Genomic DNA, 19,474 nt, shown 5'->3' with positions numbered 1-19,474 from the left:
CCGGAGGCGGTGGAGTGGGCGTCGGCGTCGGCGTTGGTGGCGTGGGGGTTGGGGGCACCGGCGGCGGTGGTGGCGTTTCTGGAACGGGCGGCGGCGTTTCTGGTGGCGGTGGTTCGCTCGGCGGTGGTGGCGGTGGCGGCAGGTCCGTCGATGGGCTGGTTGGCGCCGTGTCGGGGGCGAGCGGATTGCCCTTGGCGACCGAAGGGGCGGATTGCTGGGACGATGACGTCGTTGTCGAGGGTGGTTGGTCGCTGGTGGCAGACGCGAACGTCACCGCCACGTCGTCCGAATCCGTGGGTTCCATACCCGTTGGTGCCGGTGGCTGCAGCAGGAAGAACGCCGCCAGCAGCAGCAAGTGCACCAGGATCGAGACGACGATCAACGTCGGCCGCAGCAAACGCCGCCGCCTGGAGGGGCGGGGCGCTAGCGGCTGGCTTGGACGCGCGTTGACGTGCCCGGGTTCGAGCGGCGGCGGCGGTTGCGGCACAGAAGGGCCTTAGGCGACGAGCGGCGCCCGCTCCATAGCGGCGCGAGCCCATGCTGCGGCCATGTCCTCGTCGAATAACTCGGCGAGCTTCTTCATGACGGTGCCGCCCAGTTCCTCCGCATCCACGATGGTCACGGCACGGCGGTAATAGCGGGTCACGTCATGGCCGATGCCGATGGCGACGAGTTCGACGAAATCACGGCTTTCGATCTCGCGGATCACTTCACGCAGATGCCGCTCCAGGTAGTTGCCTGGGTTGACCGACAGCGTGCTGTCATCGACCGGGGCGCCATCGCTGATCACCATCAGGATCCGCCGACGCTCCGGCCGGGAGACGAGGCGGCGATAGGCCCATTGCAGCGCCTCGCCGTCGATGTTCTCCTTCAGAAGGCCCTCGCGCAGCATCAGGCCGAGGTTCTTGCGGGCGCGACGCCATGGGGCGTCGGCGGGCTTGTAGATGATGTGGCGCAGATCGTTCAGACGGCCCGGATTGCGGGGCTTTCCCTCGGTGACCCACCGCTCGCGCGACTGTCCGCCTTTCCAGGCGCGGGTGGTGAAGCCCAGGATCTCGACCTTGACGGAGCAGCGTTCCAGTGTGCGGGCCAGGATGTCGCCGCACATGGCGGCCACGGTGATCGGGCGGCCGCGCATCGAGCCGCTGTTGTCGATCAGCAGAGTGACGACGGTATCGCGGAATTCCGTCTCGCGCTCCCGCTTGTAGGACAGCGACAGCATGGGGTTGACGATAATCCGCGCCAGGCGCCCGGCATCGAGCTGACCTTCCTCCAGATCGAACTCCCACGCGCGGGTCTGCTGCGCCATCAGGCGGCGCTGCAGCCGGTTGGCGAGCTTGCTGACCACGCCCTGCAGGTGCTGCAACTGCTGGTCCAGTTGCTGGCGCAGCCGGTTCAGCTCTTCCGGGTCGCACAGGTCGTCGGCATGGACCTCCTCGTCGTTCGCCTTGCTGAACGCGCGGTAAGCGCTGTGGTCGTCGGTCGCCGGTCGTTCGCGGCGTTGCTGCGGGCCGCCGGGCTTTTCGTCGCCCTCGGCGGCGGCGGCCTCCTCGTCCTCGCCCTGCTCGCCTTCATCCTCGGAGGCCTGGCCTTCGATCTGTTCCGGCTGCTGGCCCAGCGTGTTGTCCTGCTCGGACTGGCTCTCGCCCTGGCTGTCTTGGCTGTTGTCCTGGGTGCCGGCCTGCTCGCCGCCTTCCTCGCCTTCCTCTTCCTCGTTGTCTGGCTCGGCTTCCACCTCGGCCTCGGCCAAGTTCATCGCGGCCAGCAGCTTGCGCGCGGCCCGGGTGAACTCGGTCTGGTCGTTGCTGGAGGCGGCCATGGCGGTCATCGCCGCCTCCGCCTCCGGGCCCAGTGAGTTGCGCCAGGTGTCCAGGATGCGGGTGGCGGATTCAGGGGACGGCTGGCCACTCATGCGCTCGCGGATCAGCAGCGAGAGGGCAGCGGGGAGGGGCAGTTGATCACGCCGGGTCATCCGGTCGTAGCCTTCTGCCTCGCATTCCTCGGCCAGGCGGGCGCGCAGATTGGCGGCGGCGCCGGCCATGTGCTGGGAGCCGACGGTTTCGACCCGGGCCTGCTCCAGCGCGTCGTACACGTCTTTTGCCTCGCGCGGCGCGGGCGACCGGGCGGCGTGGACGGATTCGTCATGGTGGCGCAGACGGAATGCGACACTGTCGGCGGCACCGCGCAGCTTCGCCATCTCACCCGGCGGAAGGGCGCGGGTCGGCAAGGGGAGGCGAGCACGACGGCCCACCACGCCGGATGGTCCGGGTTGAAACGCCACCTGCACATCGGCCGTGCGTGCCATCGCCCGCAGCGCGCCGGCCGTTGCGCGCTTGAAGTCTTCCGACCGGCCGTTGTCCTTGGTCCCGCTCACCCTCAGAGCACCTTGCGAATTGGCACCCCCGTCGGGATGTCCTCGTTGAAGCAACGTTGGTAGTACTCGGCCACCGTAGACCGCTCGGCCTCGTCGCACTTGTTAAGAAAGGTGACACGGAAGGCGAAGCCGACATCACCGAAGATGCGGGCATTGTCGGCCCAGGTGATGACGGTGCGTGGGGACATCACGGTCGAGATGTCGCCGTTGATGAACCCGGCGCGCGTCAGGTCGGCCAGGGCGACCATCGACTCGATCTGCTTGCGGGCTGCTGTGTCCTTCGGGTCGGTGTGCATCTTTGCCATGATGATCGCAGTCTCCTGCGCGTGCGGCAGGTAGTTCAGCGTCGCGACGATGTTCCAGCGGTCCATCTGGCCTTGGTTGATCTGTTGCGTGCCATGATACAGACCGGTCGTGTCGCCCAAGCCGACCGTGTTGGCGGTCGAGAACAGGCGGAACGACTTATGCGGACGGATGACCTTGTTTTGGTCCAGAAGGGTCAGCTTGCCCTCGACCTCCAGCACGCGCTGGATGACGAACATCACGTCCGGCCGGCCCGCATCATACTCGTCGAACACCAGGGCGCATGGGTGCTGCAGCGCCCAAGGCAGAATGCCCTCGCGGAACTCGGTGATTTGCTTGCCGTCGCGCACGACGATGGCGTCCTTGCCGATCAGGTCGATACGGCTGATGTGGCTGTCCAGGTTCACCCGGATACAGGGCCAATTCAGCCGCGCGGCAACCTGCTCGATATGGGTGGACTTGCCTGTGCCGTGATAGCCCTGGATCATCACCCGGCGATTATGAGAAAACCCGGCCAGGATCGCGATCGTGGTTTCACGGTCGAAGCGATAGGTAGGGTCGGATTCAGGCACATGCTCGGTCCGCACGCTGAACGCCGGGACGTCCATGTCGAGGTCGATGCCAAACACTTCACGCGCGCTGACAGTGGTGTCCGGCATGTCGATGGAGGACGTGGGAGCCGGACGGGTGTCCGCGAGGGCGGCGACATTGGTCATCAGCGGTTGGTATCCTCGAGCAAGGGGCGGACGATCTAGAATAAGGTTAGCGAGCGCAATCGGTGGCGGCTACCCCGCGGCAGCGCCAGTTTCGGCTCCGTGGTCGGATCGATGTGGATCCGCCGTGAGATGGGTTCGGACCGCGGCGTAGGCGAGATTGATCGTCTTCAGCCGCTCCTCCGCGGCACGGTCGCCGCCATTCGCATCGGGGTGATTGCGCTTGGCTAATTCCTTATAGCGGGATTTGACGACATCCAATGTCACTGGCCAGTCAAGACCCAGTGTGGTCAACGGTTCCCGCAGGCCGGTCGGCGTCGCCTGGGCCGCTCGCTCCGCGCTGCGACGACGGCCGGTGGCCATCGCCTCCAATGGGTCACGCAGCGCGTCCTCGTTCAGAAACCTGGCGCCCAGCCGTCCCAGCGGCCAGGTGGGGCGCTGCCATTGCGTATCCGCCCTGGTCTGCGCCTCGATCTGGCCCGGCGTCATTCCCTTATAGAAATCCCACGACGCGTTGTATTCGCGCACATGATCCAGGCAGAACCACCAATACGCATTCAGCGAGTCGCGCGATTTGGGTGCACGATACTCACCCGGCAGGGGGCAGCCGGGGCAGTCGCATGGTTGGCCTGGCGCATCCGGATCCGGCGCGTAGGCCCGGGTTCGCGGTGTGCGTCGGGTCATCCACCCTTATGTGCGCCGCCGCATGGGTGGAGCAAGCCCCGCTGCTGTGCAAGATGAGCGCAAGCAGGCCTATCCTGCGATGTCACGCCCGGATGGTGGGCCACGAGAAAGTCACCAATGCAAAATCGACAACAGAGACTGCACGCCGCACTCGTCGCCGCGTTCGCCCCGGCCCGGCTCGTTGTCACCGATGACAGCGCCCAGCACGCCGGCCATGCTGGCGCCTCTGTCACAGGAGAGACACATTTCTCTGTGGTGATGGTGTCAGACGCTTTTATCGGGCAAACAAGGGTTGCACGATCGCGTGCAGTGCATGCTCTATTGCAGGCAGAGTTTAACAGCGGGTTGCACGCTCTTGCCCTGAAACTCGCCACCCCAACCGAAGCCAATGCCTCATAATACCAGACTTGTCTCAAAACATTAAAAAAATCCCAATCTGCGGTTGTATGTCGTCTCAAAAACTGTTAACACCTATTAACGATCGGAAGTCGATCCGTCGCTGTTGAGTGGATGAGAACCATGCAGAGCCGCCTCGTGAATCGTAACATCATTGCCTCTCGGGGCCGATCCTCCATGCGCCTGGAGCCTGAGATCTGGGATGCCCTACAAGAGATCTGTAAGCGGGAGCGTGTGGGGCTCGGCGATCTTGTGCAGCGTGTCGAGGGCGAAGGCTCCGAAGGTGGGCGCACCAGCGCGGTGCGGATCTTCGCCTTCCAATATTTCCGCACCGCCACCACCGAGGAGGGACATGCCAAGGCCGGCCACGGTCCGATGGTATGATGATCACACCGTTCCGTGCGGATGGTCTTGCCTGACCGATCGCCAGCACGGATGCTACATCCCAGAGATTTCTGGGTTTCGACCACTATGCCCGACTGCTGCCACCCCTTGTTTCCTGGATGAGCGAGACACTAGAGACCGTCTCCGTCACGGTGCCAGAAACAGCGCTGGATGCCTATGAACAGGCATTGGGGATGGCCTGCCGCACCATTGGCTTTTTCCTGGCCGATGAAGATCTGCGGACATGGTCTGTCGAGGGCGTGAAGCGCCGCGGCGAGAAGGAAAATGAATTGACCGCCGGCCTGGCGCTTGCCGGGCTGATGACGGGTGAGGATCCGGAGGTGTTCCGCCACGCCACCGAGCCCGGCGGCTGGCTGGCACGCACCCAATCATCTTTTCCAGAACAATATGTGGGCCGCCGGTTCGCTATCCGCGGCACGCATCTGGGGGCGGGCAACACGCCCGGCCGCATTACGCTGGTGCTGGATGCCGGCGTCGCGTTCGGCTCAGGCGAGCACGGATCGACCCGGGGCTGCTTGCGGGCCTTGGAGCGAGTGGCCTATCGACGGCCCCGCCGGATTCTGGATCTTGGATGCGGCTCTGGCATTCTTGCGATGGCCGCGGCGAGGCTGTTGGGCCGGCCCGTTCTGGCGACGGATATCGATCGATGGTCGGTAAGGGTCGCGCGGGAGAATGCCATTGCTAACGGGCTGAGCAATCGCATGACATGCCGGCTCGCCACGGGCTGGCAACCGCCGGCGCGGGCAGGTGCGCCCTATGATTTGGTATTTGCCAACATTCTGGCGCGGCCGCTCTGCGCCATGGCGGCGGAACTGGCGGCCAACCTCGCACCGGGCGGGACGGCGATCCTGGCCGGCTTGCTGAGTTGGCAGGCCCGGATGGTGCTGTCCGCCCATCGGCGCGTGGGATTGGTGTTGGAGGCATCGGCGAAGGAAGGCACCTGGACGACGCTCATCCTGCGAAAACAGGACGGGCGGCAACAGCGAAGCGCCGGGGAGGCCGATGATCCCCAGCGCTAGTCTGCCGTTAGCGGCGGCGAGCGAAGACCGGGTCGAACACGCGGGGCAGTTCGGCGCGGCTCAGTCCGATGTCGGCCAACTCACGCTCGGACAGCGTGCTCAGCTCGGCCAGTACTGTCTGGCGATCGAGCCAGGCACGGATGCGGGCAACGATGCCCGGCTTGCGGTTCTGGCTCTGGGCGTCGGCATAATGCTCCGGAAAGCTGATCCGGTTGGCGGGGAGGAGGGCCAGCTCTTCCTTGGAAACGAAGGCGTTCATAGTCATCTAGTCCCAAACATCGACAGCGGGCTTCGGAGGCCATCGGCGATGGCTTGCTCCCGTCTGCTGCATCGCAATATGGGGTAAATGTCGATCCATATGGCGCGTCAAGCCTACCCGACAGATATGCGTTGAGCGCATAGTCAATCTTGGAGGTATGTTAAGATACGATGACGCTCTCTCGGCTTACTGCACTCCGCGAAGCGCTTGCCCCATTCAACGTTGATGGGTTTGTCGTGCCTCGCGCCGACGAGCATCTCGGCGAGTATGTCCCGCCGGGTGCCGAGCGGCTGGCGTGGCTGACCGGCTTCACCGGGAGCGCCGGGCTGGCGATCGCCCTGGAGAGGGAGGCGGCGGTGTTCACCGATGGGCGCTACGTTCTTCAACTGGCGGCGCAAACCGACGGCGTAGCGTTCCAACGCCTGCACATTACCGAGCAGCCGCCCTATGAATGGGCCGCGGCAAGGGCCAAGCGACTCGGCTACGACTCGTGGCTGATGAGTGAGGATAGCGTGGCCCGCTATACCGCAGCCGGGCTGGAGATGGTGCCGCTGCGGACCAACCCAATTGACACGGTGTGGATCGATCGGCCGGCGCCGCCCATAACGCCGGCGCTGCCGCAATCCCTGGCACTCGCCGGTCGTGCGTCCGCAGACAAGATCGCCGATTTGGCCACGGCGTTGCGCGACGACAAGCAGGATGCCTGCGTGTTGACCGATCCCGCCAGTATAGCCTGGCTGCTGAATATACGAGGCAACGATATCTCGTTCGTGCCGGTATCGTTGGCATTCGCCATCGTCCGTGCGGACGCGCAGGTGGAGTTGTTCATCGACCCGGCAAAGCTGTCCAATTCTACGCGTGATTGGCTGGGCGATGCGGTGGATTGCCGCACGCCTGCTGCCCTGGCTGGCGCGTTGGATGCGTTGGCGCCGGGCAGGGTGCGCGTGGACCAGGCCGGTGCACCTGCTGCCATCGCGCAGAGACTGCGCGCCGCGGGGGCAACAGTGGTGGCCGGCAGCGATCCATGCCTGTTGCCGAAGGCTGCGAAGAATGAGGTGGAACAGAATGGCGCCCGCGCCGCGCATCGCCGGGATGCGGTTGCGATGTGCCGCTTCCTACACTGGCTGAAGACCACCACCGGCCAGACCGAGATGTCAGCTGCGGCCAAGCTTCTGGCGTTTCGTGCCGAGATTCCCGGGTTCAAAGGCGAAAGCTTCCCTGCCATCTCCGGCGCTGGGGAGCATGGCGCCGTCATCCACTATCGCGTCACGCCCGAAACCGACCGGCCGATCAACCCAGACGAGGTGTATCTGATCGACAGTGGTGGCCAGTTTGAGGACGGGACGACAGACATAACTCGCACCATCTGGACCGGCCCTAACGAGCCTTCGGCCGAACTGCGTGCCCGATTTACCCGGGTCTTGAAGGGCAACATCGCGCTGGCCACCACCATCTTTCCCAAGGGCGTCGCTGGTCCCCATTTGGATGGGTTAGCCCGGCGGGCCCTGTGGGAAGTAGGGCTGGATTACGACCACGGCACCGGCCATGGCGTCGGCAGCTACCTATCGGTGCATGAAGGCCCGGTGAGCATCTCCCGCGCCGCAAAGCTGGTTCCGATTGAGGTTGGGATGATCCTGTCGAACGAGCCCGGCTTCTACGCGCCAGGCGAATACGGCATTCGGCTGGAAACGCTTTTGCTTGTGCAAGCCGCCGATCTTCCGGGCGCCTTGAAGCCATTCCTGCGGTTCGAGGTGCTGGCCTTCGCCCCGTTCGATCGTCGGTTGATCGACCCGGCGCTGCTCACATCGGCCGAATTGACCTGGCTGGACGACTACCACGCAAAGGTTTTCAGCATTGCGAAGGAGGGCTGCGACCCCGAGGTGCAGGCCTGGCTCGCGCGTTCGTGCGCACCGCTGGAGGCCGTTCACTAGCCGCATCAATCGATTGCACGACATGGTTGAGAGTCTAGATGCGCTGCATTAACACATTTGCGCGTGGAGTCTGTCATAGTGACGGTGTAGTCAGGATGGTACAGCGATGTTGGGTGGGGTTGAGCTTCGTGCTCTGAGCCTTTGGTGCTGTCGGCGAGATATGACGTGGTCGCCAGCCCATTCTGCGGATGGCCCGCCGGTGATGATGCTGCGTGCGCGTGACGATAATCGCCCGTGGCAGCGCATGATGCTGGTTCTGGACACCTCCGAATTGCGGCTCGAGAACGAGTTGGGGGAGACGTTGGCCAGCGCATCCGACCTACCTGCTCTCCTGGACGCAGTCGAGGGCGGTGTTGCCGAAACCCCGACACAGGCCAGGCGCTTGGGCGGGCTGCCTGCCTCCACGCTCGGTTTCATTCTCTAGCTGGCGGTCGTCTCCGCCACCGGGCGTACACCCAGTATATGCGCGATTGCGTAGGTAAGTTCCGGGCGGTTCAGCGTGTAGAAGTGGAATTCGTCCACCCCATTCGCCTGTAGCAACCGCACCTGCTCCGCCGCGACTACTGCGGCCACCATGCGGCGGATTTCCGGATCGTCCTCCGTTCCCTCGAACATCGCAGCCAACCAGCCCGGCACCGATGTGCCGCACATGGCGCTGAACTTGGCGGCCTGGGCGAAGTTGGATACCGGCATGATCCCCGGAACCAACGATGCGGTGATTCCCGCCGCCATCGCGCGATCGATGAAATCGAGGAACAGCCCGGCGTCGAAGAAGTATTGGGTGATCGCCCGTGTGGCGCCCGCATCCAATTTCCGCTTCAGATGATCCAAATCATGCTGCGGGCTGCTCGCCGTCGGATGCATCTCCGGATAGGCGGCGACCGAAATCTCGAAATCCGCGATCCGCTTCAGCCCGGCCACCAGGTCGCAGGCATAGGCGTAGCCCTGCGGGTGCGGCACGTAGCGTTCGCCGGGTGGTGCGTCGCCGCGCAGCGCCACAATGTGCCGCACACCGCTATCCCAATACTGCCGGGCAACGTCATCCACCTCGCCGCGGCTTGCGCCAACGCAGGTGAGGTGGGCCGCCGGGGTCAGCGTTGTTTCGGCCACGATGCGGCTGACGGTGGCATGGGTGCGTGCTTGGGTGGTGCCCCCCGCGCCATACGTGACGGAGACGAATCGCGGGGCCAGCCGTTCCAACCGGCGGATGCAGGTCCACAACTGGGCCTCCAGCGCGTCGGTGCGGGGTGGGAAGAACTCGAAGGATAATTTCGGCGGCGAACCAGGCGCCGGCGCCGGCAATGCCCCGAAACGCGGCCCAGTTAGCCAGCGCTCCAGCGTATGTTGCGGTGGGGAAGGGGGCGACACTTGGTTCATGGTCATGTGATGGGTGTATCTCTATTGCAACGCAAGCGTCATGGCTGTCGAAAACGAACGCAACCAGACCGATATGAGCAAAGTTGTGCAAGGCGTGGCTTCTGCTAGACAGTATCGGTCATTTGCCTGCTCGCGTGCGAGACGCCCCGCCGATTCAAGGATTGCCGATGAGAACTTCCCTATTGCGCTCCCTCCTTGCTGTCGCTGCAGTGTGGGCCGTCTCGGCCTGCGCGACCAAGCCACCCGCCTCCGATGCCGCAGCCACGGCCGAGTATCGGGATAATAATGACCCGTTGGAGCCTACGAACCGCGTCGTCTATGCCTTCAACGACGGGCTCGACACCTACGTGCTGGCCCCGGTAGCGCGGGCGTATCGCTGGGCGCTGCCGGATGTGGTGCGCCAGCCGATCCATAATGCGTTGCTGAACATGACCACGCCGGTGATCCTCATCAACGATGTGGTGCAAACCAAGCCGCGCCGTGCCGGCGACACCTTCATGCGCTTCGTCATCAACACCACCGCTGGCGTGGGCGGCCTGTTCGATGTTGCCGCCAAGGTTGGTTACCCGTATCACGACGCGGATTTCGGCGAGACCATGGCGCTGTGGGGCGTGCCGGAAGGGCCGTTCCTGTTCCTGCCGGTGTTCGGACCATCGAACCCGCGTGATGCCGTCGGCTACGGCGTGGACGTTGCGTTCGATCCGTTGACCTATGTGCCCAGCGGCCATGGCCTGCGGACTTTCGCTGCGGTTCGCACCGGCGTGGCGGCAGTGGATGCCCGATCCCAGGTGCTGGACGAGGTCGACTCCGTGAAGAAGACCGCGCTGGACCCCTACGCTACGTTCCGCAGCCTGTACCGGCAGAACCGGGAGAGTACGATCGACAAGGTTCGAACCGAGGACCGTGCAACGGTGCCGAACTGGTATGCGAAGTAATGCGCTTTGAGGACAACATAACGATGACATCGACCCGCCGGCGTATGCTGGCATCTGCCGTGTTTGCCGTTGCTTCCCTGTCGTTCGCTGCACTCTCGCCAGCCGCGAACGCGCAAGATTCCGGCGCCAGCGGCTTTGTTCAAGGGTTCGGCAACAAGCTGGTCGCCGTGGTGAACGCCGATTCTGCCATGCCCGCCAAGGAACAGCAGTTGCGTCCGCTGATCGACCAGGCGGTGGACGTGGATGCGATTGCCAAGTTCTGCCTCGGCCGGTTTGTCAACACCGCAACGCCGGCCCAAATGTCCGAGTTTACTCGGCTGTTCCACGGCGTGCTGGTCAACAATATCACCAGCAAGATTGGTGAATATCGCGGCGTGACGTTCCGCATGACCGATACGTCGATGCGCGGCAGCGAGGCGTATGTCGGCACCGTGGTGCAGCGCCCGAACAACGCGCCGACCAACGTGCGCTGGGTTGTCAGCAGCGCGACCGGATCGCCGAAGATCGTCGATGTGGTGGCCGAAGGCACCAGCCTGCGGCTGACGCAGCGGAGCGACTACGCCTCCTTCCTCAGCCATAATAGCAATAATCTGGATGCCCTGCTGGCCGCCATGCGCCGCCAGGTTTCCACCGGGGGCTAAGCGCTACCCCAGCCGTGGCGTAATGCAGCGGCTGCCATGGCCAGCCCAGTATCGGCCGCACGGATGACGCGGTTCATGGTGAGAAAGCCATGAATCTGCGTTGCCATGTGCAGATGGGTGACGGCGCACCCTGCATGCTCCAGCGCCTGAGCATAGGCGATCCCGTCATCGCGCAGCGGATCGTAGCCGACCGTCAGCACGAAGGCAGGCGGCAGGCCGCGAAGATTGGCGTAGAATGGGCTCACGGCCGGGTCTGCCGGGTCGGTCGATGCGAGATACAGCTTGCAGAACCAGCGCATGGACGGACCGGTGAGCGCCACACCGTTCTCGAACAGGGTGGCTGACGGATGCCGGAATGTCAGGTCGGTCGCCGGGTAGAGCAGCATTTGGTAGCAGGGCATCGGCAGGTCGCTGTCGCGGCTGCGGATCGCGAGCAATGCCGCCAGATTGCCCCCGGCGCTGTCACCGCCCACCGCCATTTGCGCCGGGTCGATCCCGAAGGCCGCGGCATTCGCAGCAAGGTAGGCCCACGCCGCCATGCTGTCGTCGATCGCGGCTGGGAATGGGTGCTCCGGCGCCAACCGATAGTCCAGCGCTACCACCCGACATCGCCCTGCATTGGCCAGGGTTCGGCACATCGCATCGTGCGAGTCGAGGCTGCCAATCACCCAGCCCCCGCCGTGTAGAAGCAACAGGCAACGCCCATCCGCCGCATCAATGCCGCGGTAGAACCGGGCCGGCACGCCGCCGGCCGAAAAATCCCGCACCTCCGCCACCTCCACCGGCGCGCGTTGCATGGCCCGGCGTGAGTCGCGATACAGGTCCCGGGCAGCTTGCGGCGTCATCGTCTCGAGCGGCGGGCGATTGATGAGGGCGATCATGTCCATCAGCCGCTGGGCCTCCGGATCCATCGGCAAAGGCAGTTATCCCCGGCCGACGAACGGCATCGGCGTCGCCATGACGGTCAGCGTCAGGATGTTTGCGTCCAGCGGCAGGGACGCCATCAGGGCGATCGACTTCGCCACGTTCTCGACATCCATCGTCGGCTCTACATTGGTGGTGCCGTTCGCTTGCGGCACGCCGCGGGCCATTCGGGCGGTCATATCGGTCGCTGCATTGCCGACGTCGATCTGTCCGCAGGCAATGTTGAACTTCCGGCCATCCAGGGAGATCGTTTTGGTCAGCCCGCTTACCCCGTGCTTGGTCGCGGTGTAGGGGGCGGAACCCGGCCGTGGCGCGTGGGCGGAGATCGAGCCATTGTTGATGATACGGCCGCCCTGGGGCGTCTGGTCCCGCATCATGCGGAACGCGCCGCGGGCGACGCGAAACACGCCGGAGAAGTTCACGGCGACCACGCTGTCCCACTGCTCGTCCGTCAGGTCGCCAAAGTTGGTGGAAGGGACGTTGCCGCCAGCATTGTTGAACAGCACATCCAGTCTGCCCCATGCCTTGGCGATGGCGGCGTACAATGCTTCGATCGCCGCCGGGTCGGACACGTCCGTCGGCACTACCAGAGTGGTGGCGCTGCCGGCCATCGAAGCCGTTTCTTCCAACTGTTCCCGCCGACGGCCGGCCAGGGCGACGGCAAACCCATCGCGCGCCAGGGCGAGGGCAGATGCCCTGCCGATGCCGCCGCTGGCGCCGGTGACGAGTGCGGTGCGAGTCATGCCGTGATCCCCCAAGATGATTAGCGGGAGCCTAGGCGGTGGCTTGCGACGGCGCTACCCGGCGATACGCTCCACATCGGCCCCGCAAGCCGCCAGCTTCTGCTCCAGCGCCTCGTAGCCGCGGTCCAGGTGGTAGACGCGGTTGACGATCGTCTCGCCATGCGCTGCCAGCCCGGCGATCACCAGGGACGCGCTGGCCCGCAGATCCGTGGCCATCACCGGGGCACCGGACAGCGACGGCACGCCGCGCACGATGGCGGATGCACCGTGCACGTTGATGCTGGCGCCCATTCGCGTCAGTTCGCTCACGTGCATGAAGCGGTTTTCGAAGATCGTCTCCGTCACCATCGCTGCCCCTTGGGCGACGCTCATCAACACCAGGAACTGGGCCTGCATGTCGGTCGGGAAGCCAGGATACGGCTCGGTCATCGCGTCGGTGCCGTGCAGGCCGTTGCGCCGGGTCACCCGCACGCCGTCCGGCTCCGCCGTCAGTTCCACGCCGGCCGAGTCCATCACGGAGCGGACGGCGGCCAGGTGGGACAGATCGGCGCCGCGCAGCAGCACCGTCCCGCCGGTGATGGCGGCGGCGCATGCATAGGTGCCGGTTTCAATCCGGTCAGGGATGACATTGTGCTTGGCGGCATGCAGGGCCTTCACGCCCTCGATGGTCAGCGTGCCCGTGCCTAGACCCTCAATGCGTGCACCCATCGCGATCAGGCAACGCGCCAGGTCGTCGATTTCCGGCTCGCGTGCCGCGTTGGCGATGATGGTTTGCCCATCGGCCAGGGCGGCGGCCATCATCAGGTTCTCGGTGGCACCGACGGATGCAAAGGGCAGCACGATCATGGCGCCGCGCAGGCCACCCGGCGCGGTCGCGTTGATATAGCCGGCTTCGAGTTCGATCTGTGCGCCCATCGCCTCCAGCCCCTTCAGATGCAGGTCGACAGGGCGGGTGCCGATGGCACAACCGCCGGGCAGGGAGACGCGGGCCTCCCGGCAGCGGGCCAGCAACGGGCCGAGCACGAGGATCGAGGCGCGCATTTTGCGCACGATGTCATACGGCGCCTCGGTCGAGGTGATGGCGCCGCCGAGCGACAGGGTGCGGCCGTCATTGCCGACCGGGTCGACCGCGATGCCGTGCTGGGCCAGCAGGCTGGTCATGGTGTCGATGTCGGCCAAGCGCGGCACGTTGCCCAGCACCAGCCGTTCCTCGGTCAGCAACCCGGCGGCCATCAGCGGCAGGCTGGCATTCTTCGCGCCGCCAATCATGATCTCGCCATGGAGCGGGCGGCCCCCGCGGATGCGAATCTTGTCCATCTTGGCGTCCTTACATTCGGGGCAGGGAAGTGCCGCGCTGGCGCATATATTTGCCCGCGCGGTCGGCGTAGCTCACCTCGCAAGGCTCGGAGCCTTGGAGGAACAGGAACTGGCAGATGCCCTCACCAGCGTAGATGCGGGCGGGCAGGGGCGTGGTGTTGCTGATCTCGATCGTGACCTGCCCCTCCCACTCCGGCTCCAGCGGGGTCACGTTCACGATGATGCCGCAGCGTGCATAGGTGGATTTGCCCAGGCAGACGACCAGGATGTCTCGCGGAATGCGAAAATATTCCATCGTATGCGCCAGGGCGAAGCTGTTGGGTGGGATGATCGCCACCGGCCCGCGCCGGTCGACGAAGCTGTCCGGGTTGAAATTCTTCGGGTCGACGATGGCACTGTCGACGTTGGTGAAGATCTTGAATTCATCCGCCACGCGGGCGTCGTACCCGTACGAAGACAGGCCGTAGCTGATCACGCCTTCCCGCTTTTGCGCTTCGGTGAAGGGCTCGATCATGCCATGGTCCAGCGCCATGCGGCGTATCCATTTATCGGCCATGACTGGCATTGGGGTCGCACTCCGGCAATAACGCTGGGTCTAGCGCAACGGGTGGTGTCGCGGCAAACGCTGGGTCGTATCTTAGTTTAAAATTGAGGCGGTTAGCCATTCGGCGGCACTGGGCGCGGCGGGCGGAGCGGGATCGACGCAGCATGGTGGAGCATGAAGGGGACGAGCGGTTGCACACCACAACCGTGGCGAAACGGCCCGATCTGTTGCCCGTCATCGCGGAATGGCTGTGGAACGAGTGGTGGAAGCGGTGGGGACGGTCGCTCGAGGAAACCCAGGCGATGTACGCGGCCTGTCGCGCCGAGATCGGAGCGCCCCAGACGTTCATCTTGGTCGCCGATGACACGCCGATCGGGACCGTGACTCTCGCCCGCAAAGACCTCGACGAGCGACCGAACCTAACGCCGTGGCTCGCCGGCGTCTTCGTCATCCCCGAGCGGCGCGGGCGGGGCTATGTCCGCCACCTGTTGGAAGCGTTCGACGAGGCCTGCCGCCGGGCCTCGATCCCGACGGCTTGGCTCTATACCAACACGGCCGAGCGGGTTTATCTCCGGGCAGGGTGGCAGTTGGTGGAAACGATCGACCGCCCGGCCAAGCGGTCCGTCACGCTCATGCGGCGCGACTATCCGGATTTGCCAGTCTCAGGCGTGGAGCACGATGCCCGCTTGGGTTGACGCCACGGGGTGGTTTCGTCATAACCCGCGCTCTTTCGACCAAGACTCGAGGATTACGAACTATGTCCCGCCGTTGCATGATCTCCGGCAAGGGTGTGCTGAGCGGTAACAACGTCAGCCACGCCAATAACAAGAGCCGCCGCCGCTTCCTGCCGAACCTGCAGGAGCAGTCGCTGCTTTCGGACGTGCTGGGCACGGCGGTTCGGGTTCGCCTGACCACGAATGGCCTGCGCACGATCGAGCATAATGGCGGGTTGGACGCGTTCCTGTTGACCACTCCGAACCGTAACCTGCCCGAAGAGGCGCAGGCGCTGAAGCGTCGTATCCTGCGCTGCCAGGCTAAGAAGGCCGCCGCATAACGCGGTTGCGCTTCTAGTCCAGCAACCGATTGGCGAGCAGCGGGACATCCTCGATGCTTGCCGCGGTTGCGATCGCGCCAGTCGCCATCGCCGCGGGGCCGTAGCCCCATTCCGCAAATATGCCCTGCATCCCCGCTGCACGTGCAGCCAGGATGTCGTTCGCATGGTCGCCCAGGGCGAGCGCGCGGTCCGGCGTGCCGCCTGCGGCCGCGACGGCAGCCAGCATATGCCGAGGGTTCGGCTTGCGGGGACCATCTCCCCCTGTAACGCTACCGACCAGATCCTCCAGCCCCAATGCGCGTAGGATACTGCGGGCCGGCGCCTCCGGCTTGTTGGTGCAGACCCCCAGGCGCCAACCCTGCTCGGCCAGGCGGCGTAGCGTGATGGCGGTACCGGGATACGGTAGCGTCTCGTCCGCGGCGTGTTGGCTGTAATCCGCGTGGAACGTCTCGACCGCTGCCGGGTCGGGCGGCAGTCCGCGGGCGGCCAGTCCGCGGGTGACCAAGGCGGCTACGCCATCGCCGATCATGGCCACGACCTCCGGCCTCGTGAACGGCGCCAGGCCGCGGCCGGCCATCAGCCGATTGAGCGCCGCCCGCAGATCGGCCGCCGAGTCGATCAGCGTGCCGTCCAGGTCCAGGATAAGGGTGCGGGTCATGTCACGATCCGAAATTAGAATTGTTGGTCAAAGCTTTGACACGGCGGCGTTCCGGACGCTACCGGAGGGCCATGGAAGCCACCGCCATCTTGCTTGCTGCGGGTCTCGGCACCCGCATGAAGTCGTCGCTGCCCAAGGCGCTGCACCCGATCGCCGGGCGACCGATGTTGCGCCATTTGCTAGCGTCCTGCGAGGGCGTGTTCGAGCACGCCGTCATCGTCGCCGGCCCAGGTATGGAGGCGCTCGCCACCGTCGCCGCGCCGCACCCGGTCGTCGTGCAGCACGACAGGCTGGGCACTGCCCACGCCGCCCTGCAGGCCGCGGATTTGTTCGGGGAGGGTGACGTTGCCATCCTCTACGCCGACAACCCGCTGATCCGGCCGGACACGCTGCGCCGCCTGCGTGCGGCCCGGGCGGAGGCAGGGCTGGTCCTGTTGGCCATGCGCCCGGCCGATCCAGGCCGCTACGGCCGCGTCATCACCACCGGCGCGGATGTCGAACGCATCGTCGAATATGCCGACGCGACCCCGGCAGAACGGGCAGTGGGCCTGTGCAACGCCGGCGTCATCTGCGCCGCCGCGCCGGATCTGCACCGCTGGCTGCGCGCCGTCCGCAACGACAACAGCAAGGGCGAGTATTACCTCACCGACGTCATCGCCCTGGCCCGGGCCGAGGGCGTCCGCGTCTCCGCAGTCGAGGCGCCGGAGGACGAGTTGCGTGGGGTGAATTCTCGCGGAGAATTGGCCGTTGCCGAGGCGACGGTGCAGGATTGGTTGCGCGACGCTGCGATGGCGGGCGGCGCCACGCTGACGGCGCCCGGCACCGTGTTCTTTTCCACCGACACCGTCCTGGCCCCCGATGTGACGGTCGGCCCCAATGTCGTGTTCGGCCCTGGCGTGATCGTTGAGTCCGGCGCCGAAATCCGCGCGTTCTCGCATCTGGAGGGCTGCCGGGTCGGCCCCGGCGGCATCATCGGTCCGTTCGCCCGGCTGCGCCCCGGCACAACCGTGGGCGCCGGCGCCCATGTCGGCAATTTCGTCGAGCTGAAGGCCGCTATTCTGGGCGAAGGTGCGAAGGCGAACCATCTTTCATATATCGGCGACGCCACGATCGGCGCCCGCACGAACATCGGCGCCGGCACGATCACCGTGAACTATGACGGCTACGGCAAGTACCGAACCCAGATCGGTGCGCGCGCATTCATCGGGTCCAACACCTCGTTGATCGCGCCGGTGCAGATCGGCGATGGCGCGTTGGTGGTGGCGGGCAGCACCGTCACCGAGGACGTGCCGGCAGACGCGATGGCCTTCGGCCGCGCGCGACAGGTGACCAAGCCGGGACGCGCGGCCGCGTTCCGGGCAAAGAAGGAGCAGGGCTGATGTGCGGTATCGTGGGCGTTCTTGGTTTGCGTCCGGCGGCGCCCCTGCTGCTGGAGGCACTGCAGCGCTTGGAATACCGCGGCTACGACAGCGCCGGTATCGCCACCTTGGCCAATGGCCATATCGATCGCCGTCGCGCTCCCGGTAAGCTGGCCAACCTGGCCGCCGTGCTGGAACGCGGGCCGTTGCCCGGCACGACGGGCGTGGGCCACACACGTTGGGCCACCCACGGCGCCCCCACCGAGACCAACGCCCACCCGCACGGCACCGCCCGCGTGTCCGTCGTGCACAACGGCATCATCGAAAACCACGCCAGCCTGCGGACCGAGTTGGAAGCCGCCGGCCAAGTGTTCGAAACCGAGACCGACACCGAGACCGTCGTGCAAATGGTCGATCTGCACCTACGCCGCGGCATGGCCCCGATCGAGGCCGCTCGCGCCACCTTCTCCCGCTTGGAGGGCGCCTACGCACTGGCAATGGTGTTCGCTGGGCATGACGGGCTGATGATCGGCGCGCAGCATGGCGCCCCGCTGGCCGTTGGTTTCGGCGAGGACGAGATGTTCCTCGGTTCCGACAGCCTGGCCCTGGCCCCGCTGACCCAGCGCATCGCCTTCCTGCGTGACGGCGATTGGGCGGTCCTGTCCCGCAGCGGCGCCGAATTCTTCGACGGCACCGGGCAGAAGGTGGAGCGAGAGATCCGTCGCACCGCCCATACCGGTATCGCCATCGGCAAGGATGGCTTCCGCCACTTCATGGAAAAGGAGCTGCACGAGCACCCAAGCGTCATCGGCCAGGTGCTGCAGCGCATGATCGACCCGGCGTCCCGCACGATCGCCATGCCGGACCTGCCGTTCGACCTCGCCACCATTCCGCGTGCCACGGTGACGGCCTGCGGCAGCGCCTATTACGCCGCGTTGCTGGCCCGCTACTGGCTGGAGGCCGAGGCGCGGCTGCCGACCGACGTCGATGTCGCCAGTGAGCTTCGCTATCGAGAGCCGCCGCTGCAACCCGGCGGGTTGGCGCTGATGGTCAGCCAATCCGGCGAGACCGCCGACACGTTGGCGGCCCTGCGCTCGCTGCGGCGTGGCGGGCAGCACGTGCTGTCGATCCTGAACGTGCCCGAAAGCACCATGGCGCGGGAAAGCGATGCCGTGCTGGAAACGCTTGCCGGGCAGGAGATCGGCGTTGCCAGCACCAAGGCGTTCACAGCCCAACTCACCACCCTGGCATGTTTCGCCATTGCGACCGCCCGCGCCCGCGGTGTGATGAACGCAGCCCGCGAGATCGAACTGGTCGAGGCGCTGATGGAACTGCCCAGCCGCGCCGCAGACGCATTGGCGCTCGACCTCACTTACATCGCCGGCATGGTGGCGCAGGCGCGCGACGTTCTGTTCCTCGGCCGCGGCTCCTGCTTCCCGATTGCCATGGAGGGAGCGCTTAAGCTGAAGGAGATCAGCTACATTCATGCCGAGGGCTATGCCGCCGGGGAGATGAAGCACGGTCCGATCGCCCTGATCGACCGAGACGTGCCCATCGTCGCCGCCGCCCCCAGCGGGCCGCTATTCGAAAAAACCGCCTCCAACCTCCAAGAGGCCGCGGCCCGTGGCGGCAAGCTGATCGTGTTCAGCGATGCAGAGGGGGCGGCGAAGCTGAAGGGCATCGCCGCCGCAACCATCGTGCTGCCGACGGTGCATCAGTTCGTGGCGCCCATCCTGTACGCTATCCCCGTCCAGATGCTCGCCTACCAGGTCGCGGTGCTGAAGGGGACCGATGTCGATCAGCCCCGCAACCTGGCGAAGTCGGTAACGGTCGAGTAGC

20 protein-coding genes and 2 pseudogenes are annotated in these 19,474 nt (G+C 65.5%); 11 read left to right on the top strand and 11 right to left on the bottom strand.

What is annotated here, in order from left to right; genetic code table 11:
* From GSQ76_RS31110 to GSQ76_RS13280, 4 genes and pseudogenes are all read right to left on the bottom strand, one after another.
* Positions 1 to 397: pseudogene (locus GSQ76_RS31110) on the bottom strand (hypothetical protein); the annotation flags it as partial.
* A gap of 99 nt (positions 398 to 496) precedes the next feature.
* Positions 497 to 2,374 carry a cobaltochelatase subunit CobT gene (gene cobT / locus GSQ76_RS13290; RefSeq protein WP_158744388.1) on the bottom strand — a complete coding sequence of 626 codons (1,878 nt, stop codon included), beginning with the start codon at positions 2,372 to 2,374 and terminating at the stop codon, positions 497 to 499.
* 2 nt (positions 2,375 to 2,376) lie between these two features.
* Positions 2,377 to 3,393, bottom strand: a complete 1,017-nt coding sequence (gene cobS, locus GSQ76_RS13285; protein ID WP_158744387.1) for a cobaltochelatase subunit CobS — start codon at positions 3,391 to 3,393, stop codon at positions 2,377 to 2,379.
* Between the two features lie 69 nt (positions 3,394 to 3,462).
* Entirely contained in the window at positions 3,463 to 4,074 is a 612-nt protein-coding gene (locus GSQ76_RS13280) for a J domain-containing protein (RefSeq protein ID WP_158744386.1), read from the bottom strand.
* A gap of 213 nt (positions 4,075 to 4,287) precedes the next feature.
* On the opposite strand from GSQ76_RS13280, the pseudogene GSQ76_RS13275 reads away from it, so the two are divergent.
* The 3 genes and pseudogenes from GSQ76_RS13275 to GSQ76_RS13265 form a co-directional block, all read left to right on the top strand.
* Positions 4,288 to 4,473: pseudogene (locus tag GSQ76_RS13275) on the top strand (BolA family protein); the annotation flags it as partial.
* Positions 4,474 to 4,593: 120 nt separating this feature from the next.
* Positions 4,594 to 4,854 (top strand): ribbon-helix-helix domain-containing protein, encoded by a 261-nt coding sequence (locus GSQ76_RS13270; protein WP_158744384.1) that lies wholly within the window; start codon positions 4,594 to 4,596, stop codon positions 4,852 to 4,854.
* Positions 4,855 to 4,973: 119 nt separating this feature from the next.
* Positions 4,974 to 5,894, top strand: a complete 921-nt coding sequence (locus GSQ76_RS13265) for a 50S ribosomal protein L11 methyltransferase (RefSeq protein WP_158744383.1) — start codon at positions 4,974 to 4,976, stop codon at positions 5,892 to 5,894.
* A gap of 7 nt (positions 5,895 to 5,901) precedes the next feature.
* Here the strand turns inward: GSQ76_RS13265 and GSQ76_RS13260 are convergent, their stop codons facing one another.
* Positions 5,902 to 6,153 carry a DUF1127 domain-containing protein gene (locus tag GSQ76_RS13260; RefSeq protein WP_158744382.1) on the bottom strand — a complete coding sequence of 84 codons (252 nt, stop codon included), beginning with the start codon at positions 6,151 to 6,153 and terminating at the stop codon, positions 5,902 to 5,904.
* Between the two features lie 170 nt (positions 6,154 to 6,323).
* Between GSQ76_RS13260 and GSQ76_RS13255 the strand changes: the two genes are divergently transcribed.
* Positions 6,324 to 8,084 (top strand): aminopeptidase P family protein, encoded by a 1,761-nt coding sequence (locus tag GSQ76_RS13255; RefSeq protein WP_158744381.1) that lies wholly within the window; start codon positions 6,324 to 6,326, stop codon positions 8,082 to 8,084.
* Between the two features lie 199 nt (positions 8,085 to 8,283).
* Entirely contained in the window at positions 8,284 to 8,508 is a 225-nt protein-coding gene (locus GSQ76_RS13250) for a hypothetical protein (protein ID WP_158744380.1), read from the top strand.
* Here GSQ76_RS13250 and metF read toward each other — a convergent pair.
* Positions 8,505 to 9,461 carry a methylenetetrahydrofolate reductase [NAD(P)H] gene (gene metF / locus GSQ76_RS13245; protein WP_158744408.1) on the bottom strand — a complete coding sequence of 319 codons (957 nt, stop codon included), beginning with the start codon at positions 9,459 to 9,461 and terminating at the stop codon, positions 8,505 to 8,507. The two genes, GSQ76_RS13250 and metF, sit on opposite strands and share 4 nt — an antisense overlap.
* Positions 9,462 to 9,628: 167 nt before the next feature.
* On the opposite strand from metF, the gene GSQ76_RS13240 reads away from it, so the two are divergent.
* Together GSQ76_RS13240 and GSQ76_RS13235 are read left to right on the top strand one after the other, a co-directional pair.
* Entirely contained in the window at positions 9,629 to 10,396 is a 768-nt protein-coding gene (locus GSQ76_RS13240) for a VacJ family lipoprotein (protein WP_158744379.1), read from the top strand.
* A gap of 23 nt (positions 10,397 to 10,419) precedes the next feature.
* On the top strand, positions 10,420 to 11,037 hold the full coding sequence (locus GSQ76_RS13235) for a phospholipid-binding protein MlaC (protein ID WP_158744378.1): 618 nt from the start codon (positions 10,420 to 10,422) through the stop codon (positions 11,035 to 11,037).
* On the opposite strand, the gene GSQ76_RS13230 is transcribed toward GSQ76_RS13235, so the two are convergent.
* From GSQ76_RS13230 to dcd, 4 genes are read right to left on the bottom strand one after another with little or no spacing between them, the layout of a single operon-like run.
* A complete protein-coding gene (locus GSQ76_RS13230) occupies positions 11,034 to 11,948 on the bottom strand; it encodes an alpha/beta hydrolase (protein WP_158744407.1) in 915 nt (304 codons plus the stop codon). The two genes, GSQ76_RS13235 and GSQ76_RS13230, sit on opposite strands and share 4 nt — an antisense overlap.
* Positions 11,949 to 11,960: 12 nt before the next feature.
* The gene (locus GSQ76_RS13225; RefSeq protein ID WP_158744377.1) at positions 11,961 to 12,704 is read right to left on the bottom strand and encodes an SDR family oxidoreductase; all 744 of its coding nucleotides are present in this window, start codon (positions 12,702 to 12,704) and stop codon (positions 11,961 to 11,963) included.
* Between the two features lie 54 nt (positions 12,705 to 12,758).
* Positions 12,759 to 14,021 (bottom strand): UDP-N-acetylglucosamine 1-carboxyvinyltransferase, encoded by a 1,263-nt coding sequence (gene murA, locus GSQ76_RS13220; RefSeq protein ID WP_158744376.1) that lies wholly within the window; start codon positions 14,019 to 14,021, stop codon positions 12,759 to 12,761.
* A gap of 10 nt (positions 14,022 to 14,031) precedes the next feature.
* Positions 14,032 to 14,586, bottom strand: a complete 555-nt coding sequence (gene dcd / locus GSQ76_RS13215; protein WP_158744375.1) for a dCTP deaminase — start codon at positions 14,584 to 14,586, stop codon at positions 14,032 to 14,034.
* Between the two features lie 143 nt (positions 14,587 to 14,729).
* On the opposite strand from dcd, the gene GSQ76_RS13210 reads away from it, so the two are divergent.
* Complete coding sequence (locus GSQ76_RS13210) at positions 14,730 to 15,260, top strand: GNAT family N-acetyltransferase (protein WP_158744374.1); 531 nt, start codon at positions 14,730 to 14,732, stop codon at positions 15,258 to 15,260.
* Between the two features lie 62 nt (positions 15,261 to 15,322).
* Positions 15,323 to 15,619, top strand: coding sequence for a 50S ribosomal protein L28 (rpmB, locus tag GSQ76_RS13205; RefSeq protein WP_158744373.1), 297 nt, complete (start codon positions 15,323 to 15,325; stop codon positions 15,617 to 15,619).
* A gap of 13 nt (positions 15,620 to 15,632) precedes the next feature.
* On the opposite strand, the gene GSQ76_RS13200 is transcribed toward rpmB, so the two are convergent.
* The gene (locus GSQ76_RS13200; RefSeq protein WP_158744372.1) at positions 15,633 to 16,277 is read right to left on the bottom strand and encodes an HAD family hydrolase; all 645 of its coding nucleotides are present in this window, start codon (positions 16,275 to 16,277) and stop codon (positions 15,633 to 15,635) included.
* Positions 16,278 to 16,348: 71 nt separating this feature from the next.
* On the opposite strand from GSQ76_RS13200, the gene glmU reads away from it, so the two are divergent.
* Together glmU and glmS are read left to right on the top strand one after the other, a co-directional pair.
* Positions 16,349 to 17,656 carry a bifunctional UDP-N-acetylglucosamine diphosphorylase/glucosamine-1-phosphate N-acetyltransferase GlmU gene (gene glmU / locus GSQ76_RS13195; protein ID WP_158744371.1) on the top strand — a complete coding sequence of 436 codons (1,308 nt, stop codon included), beginning with the start codon at positions 16,349 to 16,351 and terminating at the stop codon, positions 17,654 to 17,656.
* Positions 17,656 to 19,473: a glutamine--fructose-6-phosphate transaminase (isomerizing) gene (gene glmS, locus GSQ76_RS13190; RefSeq protein WP_158744370.1), complete on the top strand. Its 1,818-nt coding sequence runs from the start codon at positions 17,656 to 17,658 to the stop codon at positions 19,471 to 19,473. The genes glmU and glmS overlap by 1 nt, the downstream gene beginning before the upstream one ends.
* Position 19,474 lies beyond the last annotated feature (1 nt).

It is taken from the genome of Acidisphaera sp. L21, from assembly GCF_009765685.1.
Lineage (GTDB): Bacteria > Pseudomonadota > Alphaproteobacteria > Acetobacterales > Acetobacteraceae > LMUY01.
Note: the sequence above shows the minus strand (reverse complement) of the source record. Positions and strands in the feature narration are given on the sequence as shown.